This is a genomic window from Thermogutta terrifontis, from assembly GCF_002277955.1.
Lineage (GTDB): Bacteria > Planctomycetota > Planctomycetia > Pirellulales > Thermoguttaceae > Thermogutta > Thermogutta terrifontis.
In genome coordinates this window covers 530,801-545,740 of sequence record NZ_CP018477.1, presented here as the reverse complement: position 1 = coordinate 545,740, position 14,940 = coordinate 530,801, and the positions used below count along the sequence as shown (strand labels likewise).

At 60.0% G+C, this 14,940-nt stretch carries 6 protein-coding genes; 3 read left to right on the top strand and 3 right to left on the bottom strand.

Annotated elements, in window-relative coordinates; all coding sequences use genetic code 11:
- The first annotated feature begins 95 nt into the window (after nt 1–95).
- Nucleotides 96–422, top strand: a complete 327-nt coding sequence (locus THTE_RS01980; protein ID WP_095413861.1) for a hypothetical protein — start codon at nt 96–98, stop codon at nt 420–422.
- A 193-nt stretch (nt 423–615) separates the two neighbouring features.
- Here the strand turns inward: THTE_RS01980 and THTE_RS01975 are convergent, their stop codons facing one another.
- Complete coding sequence (locus tag THTE_RS01975) at nt 616–4,668, bottom strand: hypothetical protein (protein ID WP_095413860.1); 4,053 nt, start codon at nt 4,666–4,668, stop codon at nt 616–618.
- Between the two features lie 766 nt (nt 4,669–5,434).
- On the opposite strand from THTE_RS01975, the gene THTE_RS01970 reads away from it, so the two are divergent.
- A complete protein-coding gene (locus THTE_RS01970; RefSeq protein WP_095413859.1) occupies nt 5,435–9,208 on the top strand; it encodes a WD40 repeat domain-containing serine/threonine protein kinase in 3,774 nt (1,257 codons plus the stop codon).
- 76 nt (nt 9,209–9,284) lie between these two features.
- On the opposite strand, the gene THTE_RS01965 is transcribed toward THTE_RS01970, so the two are convergent.
- On the bottom strand, nt 9,285–10,241 hold the full coding sequence (locus THTE_RS01965; RefSeq protein ID WP_095413858.1) for a hypothetical protein: 957 nt from the start codon (nt 10,239–10,241) through the stop codon (nt 9,285–9,287).
- A 613-nt stretch (nt 10,242–10,854) separates the two neighbouring features.
- Between THTE_RS01965 and THTE_RS01960 the strand changes: the two genes are divergently transcribed.
- Nucleotides 10,855–12,291, top strand: coding sequence for an APC family permease (locus THTE_RS01960; protein WP_095413857.1), 1,437 nt, complete (start codon nt 10,855–10,857; stop codon nt 12,289–12,291).
- Here THTE_RS01960 and THTE_RS01955 read toward each other — a convergent pair.
- The gene (locus tag THTE_RS01955) at nt 12,275–14,902 is read right to left on the bottom strand and encodes a hypothetical protein (RefSeq protein ID WP_095413856.1); all 2,628 of its coding nucleotides are present in this window, start codon (nt 14,900–14,902) and stop codon (nt 12,275–12,277) included. The genes THTE_RS01960 and THTE_RS01955 overlap by 17 nt on opposite strands.
- Nucleotides 14,903–14,940 lie beyond the last annotated feature (38 nt).

The following is a 14,940-nucleotide window of genomic DNA, read 5'->3' as shown; positions in this document are numbered from 1 at the left end:
TTTCTTTGATCCTGAGAGACTTATTGAGATTGAGTCTCAGTACCGTTCAATGATGTATTATAGTACCGGAATATTTAAGGAAAAGCGTCACCTATTTGCTTGCAATTCTCGGGGAAACCGGCGGGCCCTCGCTTGTAAGCACCTGGACCCTTGTGCGTTGCTCTCCGCTGGCACGCGGCCGGGTCGTAGATCAGAACTCTGCCGCCGATCAGAACGAGATCCCTACCGAGACCGCCGCGATCGCCCCGATCCTTCCCCACTTTTCCTCTACCAATGGGGACGCCCGCGGTCCCACCCGTTCGCGCGGGAACGAGATTTACCCCGGGGGAACCTGCCTGGGCGAAGCCGCTTTTTGGCGGGGCGTGCTGGTCGCAGCGGCCTCAGTGGCGTGGCTGTCCGTTCTCCGCAATCTCTTGCGATGAAAGTGGGCGAAGCATGGCAAGGTAGGGGAAAAGTTCTCAGAGTCAGTGCGCCACCGCGGGCAAGCGGTCAAATGGCGGAAAAACAAAAAGGCGGCGCTCGTTCGCCGCCTGCAAAGGGAAGGCAGATCAAATGGACCGGCTACCGGTCACGATCCACCAATCGCCGGTTGTATTAGGGGATCGGCTGGGCCTTTCACCATTTACCGGAGAGCAGCAGGTAAGCCAGTGCTGCGGGGTCCACCGACTTCGTGTTGGCACCGCCGTGCGAGCGGGCACGAATTTGCTCGAATCCCAACAGTTTGTGGAGGTACGCAATGGACGCACCATTCCCAGAGAGCCGGAATTCGGTGCCCGTGGCGACGAGAGCGTCAGGCCCTGGCGAATCATTCACCACTGCCGTGTCGTTGCCCCCGCCACCGTCCACCGTCACCTCCTCAAACATCTTGACGCGGATGAAGTACCCCGGTCCGGAGAGCCGGGTCCATTCCGGCCAGGAAACGAACTCGTCGTCACCGGAGGAACCGTAGAGCTGGGCAACGTCGCGTCCCCCAGTGATCGAGTAGGCATGCACGTAGTCGAACGCCCGAACTGTGTTGGAGTAGCCCGGCCCCTGCAGCACAGCTTCTCCCGGCTGGCCGACGAACAGGTCATCAGCAGTGGAGTCGTACAGATGGGCGACATCCGTTCCGCCCCGCGCGGCATGCGCCGCGACGTTCTTGTAGCCCAGCACGCGAAGGAGGTAGCCGGTTCCCGTTAAGGTGACGTCGCGAGGCCGCGCCAAAAGCGTATCATCCCCAGTTGAATCCAAGAGGGTCGCACTGTCCTGGCCGCCCATCGAAGCCACCACAATTTGCGAAGCACCGCTGATCACGGCTTGAAGTTCGCCAGCCTGGAGAGTTGCCTTGAATGGCTCGGCCGTCAGAGTGTCATTGCCTGACGTTCCGAAGAGATAAGCCTCGTCTTGACTGTTGCCGCTGAAGTTTCCCTGGACCTGCTCAAAACCGTTGGCAATGACAGAAACGCTGGGGTACGACATCCGCGCTATCCCCGGAGAGACCGCCAGGACGTCTTTCCCGGACGAGTCGCGGAAGTCTACGCTGTCGGCCCCATCGCCACCATTGATGGTCACCTGCTTGAACCCCTTGGCCCGGGCAAAGTAACTGTTGTCGATACTCCTCAGCCACGTCCACTGCGGGGTCACGACCCCCTGGTCCTTTTCCGCTGTGCCCGTCAATCGCGACTCATCGTTGCCGCCCCGCCGGCTGTAACCATGCACAATGGGAACGTTTTCCGCGGCAAAGCGGAGGCCGCTTCCTGTCATAACGGCCAGGCCAGGCTCGGCAGTGAAGAGATCCGCCCCCGGCGTATCGCTCAATTCCGCCACGTCCTGGCCCCCGCCTCCCACGAACGTAATATCCTCCGAATTTCTCGCGGAAAGCTGGAAGCCCAAGCCCATCACGTCAGCACCGGGGCTGTTGTCCTCGAAAAGGCCGAGAACCGCATGCTCGTCTCCATCCGTGCCATAGATTCCGACGGTGTCCCGCCCAGCCCCACCATCGAAAATGACTCCCGTCGTACCTGGCTCGAAACTCATGAACACGCCGTTGATCAGAGCAGCCGGCGCCCCGAAATAACCAAGGTAAGCCGTGTCGTCGCCCGGTGTCCCGCGAACAGTGACCACTCGATCGTCGAGCGACAGCGTGGGAGGATTGTCCAGCGCCACATTCACCGGGCCCGCCAGTCCGGAGATCATCAGGTAGTAGGTCGTTCCGGCTGTCACGGACGGAATGGCCAGCGACGTCGTGCCCGTCCCGACCAGAGAATAAAGCTGGCCGGTTGAGGTGCACAAGGCCATGGCTGTGTTGCTGGAGACCCCAGCGCCAGTCACGTTCGCGGTGAACGCTCCGTCGGCAGCCACCTGGAAACTGTACCACAGCGCGCCGTTAATGGGCGATTGAGCAGGCAAAATGGTGCTGCTGATGGTGCCGAGATCGGTTGGAGTTCGGGCTGGGACAACTGCGATCACGGCAAGCGACGTGTCGCTACCGCCGGGACCAAACACCTGCTGAGAGAGGGTATATACCCCGGTATCGCGATAGGCGTGCGTGGTCAACCGGCTGTCTGACTTCCAGCCATCCCCAAAGTCGATGAAGCCGTCCGTAGCACCCATGGACCAGTCGAGAACCGTGATCCCGCGGTTGACAGGGACAACCGTGGGAGCTGCCAAGAAGGTTGAAACCGCAACAGGATTCCCTGTGCTCCAGCTACTCGTCCAGGCGTCGTATGCGCGACTGTATCCTGTGCCATTGACTGCGTACTTGACAAACTGATGCTCGATATAGAGGTCCGTCACCTGCGCCGTGGGATAGCTCTCCCCGCCTAGCACCCAGGATTGAATTTGCGTGTCGTAGGCTGCGAATTCCACATCCCGTGGAATAAAAGAGTCGTCATATCCGCTGGGATACGCCACGGTCCAGGCAACAAGTCGGCCCTGGGTGGTCAGGTTGCGGATCCGCACATTGTTCCCATGGGCGGTGCTGGCTGTTTTGAAACTCTGCGCGACCGGATCGTAGACCAACACCGTCACGTTGCTCCCCGTGGACCACGCCGCCACACCGTCACCCACGGCCGTGTACTCGATGAAGGTACCCGTGTCGTAACTGGTGAGATAGTAATTGAACTGACCGGTCAGGTAATCGTAACTCACTGCCCCAACGTTGCGGGGCACATAGTTCCCGCCCGAGCTGTCCGCGTAACCGATCTTCCACGCCGCTATGGATTGGCTGAGGCCGAGGTTGATCACAGAGCGATTGGTGGCCTCGGGCGACTGGAACGTTTTCCACACACCCCGACCAGGATCATAAACGGCGACGACCGCCGAGCGATCCACCCACTGGCCGGAGTTGTCCTGACGGCGAACGGTCCAGGCCGCCCAACCATCCACCTGAAGATCCCCAATTTGCTGATTGTTGCCCGCTGAGCCGCTCCACGTTTTCCACAGCGATTGACCTGCATCGTAGGTGGCCAGGAAAATCTGCTGATTGTTGGCGTTGGCTCGGTCGCGTGCCACCCACGCGACGATCTGTCCCCCAACAACCAGCCGATCGACTTCCTGATGCGAGGCGAGGGGAATTCTGCGGAAGACCACACCCCCTGCCCGAGAATCCCAGGCCCCCATACCGATTCCCACCTTGACGCCGTCCTGCGTCAGCGTCCAGGCGGCCACCCCGTCTCCCACGGCGAAATCGCCGAGCACATAGCTTCCGTCGTAGCTGGTTCGGTTGGACTTCCACTGGTGACGGGCTTCGTCGTAGACAGCGACGCCGAAGTTCTGAGGCGCCCCGGCGTTGGCGCTACCGTCCCGGGTTATCGCCCAGAACATGGCTCCGCCCCCGTTGGTCACGTTGATGAAGCGCTCGCTTGCCCTGGCGTTGACCTGAAATCGGGCCCATTCATGATTGACGAAATCGTAGGTGGCCATCCCCACCGACCGAACGGGCGTCGGTGAGCCGGCGGTGGGATCACCGATGGCCCAGCCCACGCTGCCATCATTAAGGAGAAGTTCCTCGATCGTTCGGGTCCCGCCCGAGGTATTTGTCTGGAAGAACTTCCACCCGCCACTGGCCGGATCGGAATCGTATACCGCGGCGCCCACTTCCCGCGGGACGTAACCATTCGTGGTGGGATAACCGATCGTCCAGGCGACAATGCCATCCTTGGTATCCAACTGAGTAACCGCGAGCACGCCCAGATTCGGGCTTTCCGCCGTCTTCCAGGCCCCCTGATTGGTGTCGTAGATCGCCACGCCCACTTTGCGTGCCACGATCTGGCCGTTGGGCAGGGCGGTGCCCACCGTCCAGGCGACCACCCCATCTTCGCTTAACACATCCACAATCACCTGATCGGAATCATAGGAAGTGGAGCCTTCCTGCCACACGCCTCCCACGTTAGCGCGATAGCGCACCGTACTGCCATCAATCCAGGCCTCAACTTCCTGCGGCGGATGATAAGGGTTGATCGTGGCGGGCAGAGTCAAATCAGGAGCGGGAATCAGACTCAGTGTTCCTGGCACGATGTTGCCCGACATGGCCCCGGCGTCGTCGTACCCGAGCGGAGTTTCCCAGCTAAAGCCGACGCTGCTGAGGAGCTGGCGCTCCTCCAGTCGTTCCACCGTCAACCTGCGATGTTTGCGAGAGGCTCCCAACCGACGACCATCGTGGCAAAGCAGTCCGTTTTTCCGCGACATAGGTGGCATCCTTGCTCTCGAAAAAAGTCCTTCCCGGTCAGTCGCGCCGGCCCGTGGGTTGACGCAAAAGGGACATGATGTTAGCGAATGTGATCCCGAGTGTCGATATTACTATCGGCAAACGCAGGATAAATCCTCCAATCCGATTTGCCGGAAAAACCCACCCATTTTGACGAACAAACCGAGTCCTCTGACGAACACGCCCTCTACTTTTCAGGCTTCGGAACACCCTGTCCCGTTGACCCGTCCCCGCTTTTTGGAGTGGGCTACCGAGGTCTAAAGGAATGGTCCGTGGTAGGGGCAATTCATGAATCGCCCCCACGTCTTCACGGGAATTGAACTTGGTAGACAAAGATTGGTCTGCGAATTGGAGTGTCCATGGTCACGATGTGCACCTAATGGACAGCTCCCTTCGAGCTGAAATTCACTCCGGCAAAACGTCTGGGCGCGCTCCAGCCTCCTTACTGAGGAGAGAAAAAACGGGGCCGACTGATCTGTCGGCGGTCCCGCTTTACGGAACCATACGACTTTTCACCGTGGAAGAGACCGTGGGAAAGCACGAAAGACGTGGCGACGGCAGTTTTCGCACAATTCCCCTACTCCGGGGGGATAATTCGTGCGCGGGACCACGCCAAACCATACTATGATGGAGGGAAGGAACAAGCGGGGATGCGTTTGCCCGCTACTTGTGCGGCGGGAAGAACCCGTGTAGTGTCTTCCGTTATGCTGCCTCACCCTTTCGCCACCCGCGGCAACAAACAGGCTCATGGCAGGTATTGAAGACAGCGTGCGAGAAATCTGCCAGGCGCTGGACCAGGCCATCCGGCAGCGTCAGAGTCGCCGCGTCGAGGATTACCTCTCCTCTGTTGATTCTGACTCACTTTCCACCGAATTGTGGCTTGAGCTAATCTACACAGAGTACGTGGCCCGGTGCGAAACTGGCGAACAACCTGAAACGGAGGAATATTTCCGTCGTTTTCCCCAGTTTACCCAGGACCTGGAAGAACTCTTCTTTCTCCATCAGGTCGTCAAGGAATCACTGAACGAAACGGCTCTGGTGGAAACAGACGGACCTTCGCCCGTCCTGGACGTTGGTCCCCTGCAATCCAACGTCCCCAATGCGACGCCAGGGGCGGAATCCGATTCTGGGGACTCCCTCCCGCCACAGTCCGATGCAGGCCCCTCGGCGACAATCTCTCCCGATCGGGAAGCCACGAGTTCCGCCTCGCGCATTGGCGAAGGTGCGGTTCAGGAAGATCGCGAATTCCCCACCATCCTCGGCCATTATGAGCTTTTGGAAGAGATCGGCCGGGGTGCCACTGCCGTGGTGTACAAAGCCCGCGACCTGCGGCTGAAACGCCATGTCGCCCTCAAAGTGGTAAACCAGGCGGCCTGGGACAAAGCGGTGCGGCAACGCTTTCTGGCCGAGGTCGAAGCTGCCGCCGCACTCCGCCATCCCCATATTGTTCAGATTTACGAAATCGGCGAGAGCGCCGAGTCCTGGTTTGTGGCCATGGAGTATCTCGAGGGGGGCTCCCTCGCCGACAGGCCTGACAAGGTGTGGAGTCCCCGCGAGGCCGCCAAGATGGTGGCCACTCTCGCCCGCGCCGTCCAATACGCGCATGAGCATCAGATCCTCCATCGCGACCTCAAGCCGGCCAATGTCCTCCTGGATGCCGATGGCAGCCCGAAAATTGCGGACTTCGGACTGGCCAAACGTCTGGACCAGAAATCTCTCATGAGTACGGAGGAAGAACTGATCGGGACGCCCGCCTATATGGCTCCCGAACAGACGTCCAGCGAGATGGGACGGATTGGACCGGCAACCGATGTTTACGCTTTGGGGGCCATCCTTTACGAACTGCTCACGGGCCGGCCGCCATTCCAAGGACGGAATGTCATTGAAACGTTGCTTCAGGTCCGGCATCAGGAACCCGTTCCGCCTAACCGTCTCCAACCCTCGGTCCACCGCGATCTTGTAACGATCTGTCTGAAATGCCTGGAAAAAGACCCCAGCCGACGCTACCCCTCCGCTGGTGCCCTGGCCGACGATCTCCATCGGTTCCTGGAAGGGCAGGTCATTTGGGCACGGCCGGCGGGACCGCTCGAGCGGGCCTTCAAGTGGCTGCGCCGACACGCCACGGTTGTTACTTCGCTAACCGCCGTAGCGGTGTCCGTGGCCATCGCCATCCTGGGTCTGCGCTGGTACGCCCGTGAGATGGAGCGGATTGAGGCCGATCGACGTGCCCTCAGCCATCTCGCCGAGCAGCAGGCCCAGGAACTCCGCTCCCAAGAAGATGCCTCCCGCCACCAGCGCTATGCGGACGCGCTCTTTCGCGCGGAAGAGCTCCTCTTTGAAAACCCCGCCCAGGCCCTCGCCATCCTCGAAGATCGGGATCGCTGCCCGCCCGATCTCCGCGACTTTGCGTGGAATCTCCTTTACAACCTCTGTCTGGAGGGCCGTACATCCTGGACCGTTGCTCACAGCGAGGACAAATGGGTCCGCCGTCTCGTGATGTCTCCCGACGGTCGGTTCCTTCTCTGGGGAACCTGGGATGGCTCGATCATCCTGTGGGACACTCAAGGGGATAGCGTCAAGGAGACACTGCCAGCGCATTCCGACTGGATCGCCGCAATGGCGTTTGCCCCGACAGGTGATGTTTTTGCCACCAGTTCCTACGACCATACGATCCACCTGTGGCGGTGGACTCCCGCTGAAGAGCCGCCCGTTCGCCTGATTCGCTCGTTTCGCCTCACCGAAAACGATGTTGTGTGGGACATCGCGTTTCACCCGCAGGGAGAATTTCTCCTCGCCGCCACGGACCGCGGAGTGGGCGTCTTCAGAATTTCCGCGGAGGGTAACACTGTCACCGCAACGGGCGAAAGCACTCCAGTGGATCCGTCGGGCTCGGCTCGCCCGACTCAAACACAGAAAGTCAACGTGCTCACGGCGGACGTGCTCCGCACCCTGGGGCCGGGCAATGCCGTGTTCTTCACGATTCCTCCCATCAGCTCGGCAGTCCAGCGGCCTATCCTCGTTCGGGATACCGCGCGATTCTCCACGGGAATGTTTCGCTCGATCGCCATAGCCCCGAAGGGTCACCTGATCGCCTGCGGAACAGCGAATGGCCGCGTGGCTCTCCTTTCCTGGCCAGATTTAGAAATCGTGCACCAGGTCCGGGAGTTTCAAGAACCGGTGTGGTCGCTGGATTTTTCACCAGAGGGCAATTTGCTGGCGGGAGCCGCAGGGGGTAGTATCTGGCTCTATAACCTCACCACGCGACAGGCCCGATACCTCCGCGATGTGCACTTCCATCCCATCCGCACCGTCCATTTTTCTCCGGACGGGCGTCATCTGCTCACGGCCGCCGAAGATTACACCGCCCGCGTGTGGAACGTCCGGAACCTCTCCCAAAGCCATCGTCTGAGTGCCCACACGGGTTACGCCGTCTACGGAACCTTCTCGCCGGATTCCCGAGTGGTCTACACCGCATCTCAGGGTGTCCTGAACAGATGGGATCTGGAAAAGCAGGAGGTTCCCCCTCGGCTGGAGACAGAAAACCGCATTGTGCGGGCGATTGCTGTATCGCCCGATGGAACCCGCATCGCCACTGTGGAAGGGCTTGCCTTCCGGGACTCCACCATCAGCCTGTGGGACGCGGCCACGAGAACCCGTCTGGTGAGCGCCAAACAGGCCGGTCTCAGCGATGACTGGTTGTTCTTCACCGCCGATGGCCAGTGGCTCATCGCCGTAGTCCGGGAGCGGCAGCTTCAAGTCCGTGACGCGCAGCGCCTGAGTCCTCCCCGCACCGTGTCCTCGCTGAACGTCCCGTTGACCGCCTTGACCCTGAGGCCAAACGGTAAACTCGTGCTCGCGGCGGACCGTCGCGGCCGATTCATGGCATGGGATACCAAATCCTGGCTGGAAACCGAACTCCAGGGACTCGCACTGCCCGGCACCTACGCCACGAGCCTCGGTTTCTCTCCCGACGGACAGTACCTTGTGGCGGGCACGGCGAATGGTCAGATTGTGGTATGGGATTTCGACCGTCGACGACAGGTCGCCACCGCCTTCCTTCAGAATGGCCCCGTCGCCGCCGTTGCTTTTTCACCCCACGCAAGTCAGATCGCCGTCGTCAGCCGCCTGATCCCAGCCATTCAACGGTTTGAATTTCCCTCGCTTCGCTTCCTCGGTTCGTGGGAAGAAACACCAGGGTTCATCACTTATCTGGCGTACTCTCCGGATGGGCAGGCACTCCTCTCAGCCACTCCGCCCGATGCAGCCGCCGGCAAGGTGGAACTTCGCATCTGGAACGTGGCTACCGGTCGGTGTCATGCCTCGTTCAGCGATTTTGGCGGACCGGTCCTTTTTGTGCCGCGCACTTCACAATTCATCAGCCTCGATCGAACCCGGCAGGTCCGGATTTGGCCTTTGGCAAAGTCCGTCGATCAGCCGGACAAGAGCCCCGACCACCCGAATGACGAAGCTCCCGCCGACAAGGCCGCCACGCCGGAAGCGCCTCGCGTCTCCGCGGAGTAACTAACGGGAATTGGTGGCCTCGAATGCGCTGGAAAGCGCGAAGCCTTCCCGGGAAAAGCGTGGCCTGCGGGCTGTTTCAGGTGGTTTTCTCTTTGCGGAAGACGACCCCTCCCGTTGCCGGCTGAAATCCATGAGTGGTGAGGAGATTCGCCGTGCCGGTGGCCCCGCTGGGACACTGGGCCTCGACCACGGAAATCCCTTCCTGCTGCAAGCGGACCAGAGACTCTCCCAGCAGGAAATCATCGACCCTCCGGTCTGCCCATCCCTCAGCAACACGAATATCCACCAGCCCTACCGCCGGCCAGGAATGCGGATTGGGATTATGCTTGCAGAATCGCACCCGGGCCACCGGTCGGCCTGTGGTAGGGTTGACGAGCAAGTAATCCAAAAGCTCGGATTCACAGTAGGACACTGCATCCCACCACTGGGTGAGCTGGGGATCCAGTCGCTTGCAAACGGAGTACTGGGCAAACTGCAACCGCAAATCCGGATCCGGAGGCCGACGGTAATGCATCAAGTTCAATTGAAAGCGCCGGTATCGGGCATCCAGCACGTAACTGTGCTGCGTGAAGGTCTCGATGAGTCGGGTATCGCTCTCCAGAATGCCGGGCAGTTGAAAACCCCCATAAAGGCCGAGATAGAACGGATGCCATGGACTGGCAGAACCCCCGTAAAGCACCTGCGCACCCCGGGACGTGAGATACTCCTCGCAGCGCAAGAGAAGTTCCTCGGGCACCCGCGACTTCTCGTAGTCCGGGCACACCAGAAGCAGACATGTGATTCCCACGTCGTGACGCAGGGCATCGCCAAAATCACTCGGGGGTGCAAAGCCGGCATGGGCAAAGCCCACCGGACGCCTGTCGTCGAACGCCAGTATCAAACCCTTGGGGTCGAAATACGGCTTGTTCAGCACGCTGCGCTCCAAGGAGGACATGTTCAAAGGCTGGACAAGGCCGGGCCGACCAGTACACTCAGCCCATATCCGTAACAGATGAGGCGGATCTGTATTGAGGTAGGTGCGATACGTTAACATCCCCCCAAGGACTTCCCGTTGTCGTCATCGTCAAAGGCCAGCCGCAGCCCAGCAGACTTGCCACTGACGTGTCATTGTGGATCGTCTGATAACAGCGCGTGTGGACCTGCCCTGCGATTGATTCCCCTCTGCTTTTATTCTAGGGCGCACCCGCGACAAGCCGCAATAACAGTTGAAGTTCACCCCCTATCGCGACGGTTGACGGCACAGGAAACAGGAAAACGCACGTCTCACCGAGCACGACAAAGATTGACCCCTCGGAGCAGTTCACAGATTACGTCGGAACACGTCGGCGCGTAGCAACCCGCATCGAATTCTCGGTCAGGGCGATTCATGCATCGCCCGTGGCACGACCGGGTGCGTAGCGGACCGCTGGCGCTTCGGTAGGGGCAATTCATGAATTGCCCCTACCAGTTCTGACGTCAAATGGCCAACTGACACCGGGCGCGACAAGCGTGCCGCTCCGAAAAAACCTACCATTTCAACTTTTCGCTGGTACCGTGGCGGCCGGGCCAGGTTCCGATTACAATGACGGCTTGCCGTGGGCTGATGGTGCAAGGCGTGGTGTTACGATTGACGGGGTCTTCATATCCTGCCGTATCGCAGCCGATCCATGATGAACAAAGCCACTTCCCTGAATGCACCCTCTGTGCCGTCCACCGCCACCCAACCCAGAAAGGAACTGGGGCTTTTCGATTCGATCTGCATCATCGTGGGCATTATCATCGGGGCGGGAATTTACAAGACCACCCCCATCATCGCCAGCGTCCTACCGAATGCAGGCTGGCTGGTGGCCGTGTGGGTGCTGGGCGGACTGCTCTCCCTGATTGGAGCCCTCTGCTATGCAGAGCTGGCCACCGCCTTCCCACACGCCGGGGGTGATTACGTGTTTCTCACTCGGGCGTATGGACGCTGGATGGGCTTCCTCTTCGCCTGGTGCGAACTGTGGGTCGTGCGACCAGGTTCGATCGGCATGATGGCGTTCGTTTTCGCCACCTATGCCCGGGAAATCTTCCCCCTCCGTTTACCAGGTGGTCCACAGTTTTCTCTCATGGCCTATGCCATGGGAGCCATCGCCGTTCTGACATTGATCAACATCCTGGGCGTGCGGGAAGGGAAGTGGACGCAGAATCTCCTCACCGTTCTGAAGGTGCTCAGCCTGGCACTCATCTTCGTGGTGGGGATGTTGTTTGTTCCGGGTGCGACAGGACAGAAAGCCCCCTCCGCCGATCCCCCGCCGTTTGATCTGCGGCTGGCCATGATCCTGGTGCTTTTCACCTACGGTGGCTGGAATGAGATGGCCTACGTTGCGGCGGAGGTCAAGAATCCCACGCGAAACATCCTTCGGGCACTGGTGCTGGGAACTCTGGCGGTCACGGCCATTTACGTGCTGGCCACCGTGGCCTTTGTACGCGGATTGGGCTTCACGGGGGTGCAGAAGTCGGAAGTGGTGGCGGCCGATCTGCTGCGGCTGTCGATGGGTGACTTCGGCAGCAAACTCATCGCGCTGATTATTTGCATCTCGGCACTCGGCTCGGTGAATGGCCAGATCTTCACCGGAGCCCGGGTGTATTATGCCATGGGCCGTGACCACCGCGTGTTCCGAATTCTGGGAAGCTGGGATCCCCAGCGGAGCACGCCGGTATGGTCGCTTCTGGTTCAAGGGGTGATCACCCTGGGACTGGTGACCGCTTTTGGATGGTATCAGGATGGCTTCAATAATCTGCTCAATTTCACGACCCCGGTTTTCTGGACATTTTTCTTTCTCGTAGGGCTGTCGCTGTTTGTTCTGCGGGCCAGGTACCCGGACGTGCCCCGTCCTTACCGTACGTTGTTCTTCCCCATCACGCCTGTCATCTTTTGCAGTTCCTGTTTGTTCATGATCTATTCCAGCGTGACGTACGCCATTCAGAACAGGACGTACGAGGCGCTTTGGGCGATCGGGGTGCTTGTGGTGGGGATTCTGGTGGCGGCCGTTTCCGCGCTATGGCAACCCCGGGTGGCCGTCACAGGGGAGACGAGCGAGAGCGAGATCACTCGGCAGCCGTGATTCGGTAATTGAGAGTTCGTGAGCCGCCGATTTCTTCCGCCCGAAGCCACAGGGTTTTGCCGATGAGCTCTCTTCCGCGGGGAAACCGATACTGGTGTACAGTTCGCCCGGGGCCCTGCTCCCGAATGAGCATGAACTGACGGCGGCGATCGGGAGCAAACAGCTCACAGCGGAAGGAGACAGGGTACTCGGTTTCGTTGACGAAGACTTGCTGCACCACGAGGTCGCCCGATTCATCCAACCGGGTGGAAACTTCGATGTACACGTCGCCCAGTCCCACCTCCACGAAGTGGTAACTGCTGAAGCGGTAGCCGCTTTCACCCTGGGCACGAAAATCGACGCGGACAGGTTGAGGGCCGGTTTCCGCATCGAATGGGAGGGTGAAAAAAACCTCGCGTTCCAGTGTTTCGCCGGGTTGGAGCTGAAAAGTGAAGTGGCGGGGTGAAACGTGCCAGTTGGGCGGCGTGGTGATGAAAGCCTCTCCTGAAACGGGCTCCGGAAAGGTATTCTGGAAACGAAGCTGGTTTCGGTAGGGAACGCCGTAAACACTGGGCAGACGTGTCGTTGCCAGGGTGACGCGTTGCCGCCATCGCGCAATGGGTACGGAAACGCCGTACACAAAGAGCGGCCAGTCTCCCACCAAAATGGCCTGGCCCTGGGGAGTGTTTTCCACGGGGACTTCCTTCCCCCAGGCATCGAAGGCGGTGATCTCACTGCCGAGATAGAGGACTTCCCTGGCGGGACGGTCAGCCCATAACACCATGACGCCCCTCTGTTGGTCGATTGAGAAGATACGATTGGTGGAGCCTCCGGGAAGGAGAACGGAGCCGATCGGCTGGGCCGATGCCAAGGCGTTGGCCGTTGTGCGCCAGGGAAGATACAGCTCGGTCGGTGTGCCGGTAGCAGTGCACAGGCCAGTGTGAGGATCAAAGGGGTCCGGATGAAACGCGGCCAGGACAGCCCCTTCCCGAGTGGCGGCCATCCGCAACACGAGATCGCGGACACGATCGCGTAAGGAATACTCGCGATCATCCAGGGGACGGAGCGTGAGGAAAATCTGCGGCGGGGCGGGATCTTTGGGAATTGCTTGCAAAAAAGATTCGAGTTCTTCCGCAGTGAGCGACGGCTCGCCCGTTAGATGGACAAACGCAAGACGGATCGGAGGAAAGGGCCGGAGCCAGTTCCAGGGAATGCCCAGCCGGATTTCCGCCACGACGTTACCCAAGGCTTTCTGGGCCTGATCGAGAACCTGCTGGATTCGCGCTGGGCTGGGGAGCGGTTCGCCATCATCTTCCCCCAATTGCCAGTAGCGCACCAGAGTGGCAACCCGCGCAAAGGTGAACTCCAAAGATGGTTGCCAAATTTTTGGATCGGAACTGAGCACATCCAGCGTGGTCGCATGAGGAGAAATCTTTTCTCGAACGCTGTCGGGCGGGGTGAGGAGGCCAACAATTTGCACGCCGTGAGAAGCAAGATGCTCCAGAAAATGCGATGTTTCCTGAAGAGTTCGCTTGTCCGTGTTATCATCGCACCAAACGGGGAATTTGACGTATCCAACCGCCGCGTGATGCAGGAGTTCCCGGAGGCGGTCTGGCCCCGGGGGGAGAACTCCCAGGGGAAGACTCCAACCGAAGGGTGAAAGATCATTGCCCTCGGGCGGTCGCATGATCACGAAGGCCAGCTCCGCATCGCGAGAGGAATTGGAATCCTGAGCAAGATGCACCCGAATGCGATAATAGCCCGGCTGGTCCAGCGGTAGGGTCCGCTGGGTGGTACCCTTGTAGAGGGTGATGCCACGCAGCGCTGGTTCAGGCGGGATCTCCTCCTCGCTGAATGCCGGCTGGGACTCGAGCGAGATCTTCTCCTGTAAAACCTCCTGTTGCTCCGCATTCATCACGCGAATCTGCAACAGGGGCGCCGGCGAAGGGACTCCCGACACCACGCAGTTGACACACGGTTGTTGAGGGAGCAGGTAGAGGCCGTTGGGACGGTCGAGCGTGACTCTGAGCATCGGCAGTCGGCGCAGCGAGACGGTTCCGAACCAAACTTCTGCCCCGACGTCAGCCCGGACACCGGCCTCGACATGGAGGGTCAACACAGCTTTTGCGACGAGCGGGTCGTCCACGTCAAACGGTCCCACACTCAGCAGGGTCCACTCGGCGGTTTCTCCCAGTTGGCGTGAGCTGAGGAGCCGAAGCGGCTTGTCGTTGCTGTCCAGCAGGGTGACTTCTAGAAAAATGCGGTCGCTCTGGACATTTCGCGTCCGTACCCAAACCTGGGCCTGATAGCTGAAGAGCTGCGTGATGCTGATGGGTGGGGTGCTCAAGGCGAGGGAACCACCATCGAGGTAGCCCCACAGCGAGCGCGGAGAGTCGGGAGAGGCAACAGGGACGATTTCGGCTTTCACGTAGAGGGGGTAGCGCGGCCCATACGCGCGGGTCCAGTAATCGGGAAACAAGTCGTAGTTCTGGTCGTGACTTTCGTCGAAATTACAGCGGTAAACGATGCTCAGGTCCGGCGGCAAGGGGACACTCAGAGCGGGCGGAGACTTGGGGACCTCCGCCGCCACTCCTACAATGAGCAATGAGACCACAATCTGAGGTGGGAGCACTTTCGATCGTTTCTCCTGGTGGCTATCAGTATCGTGCG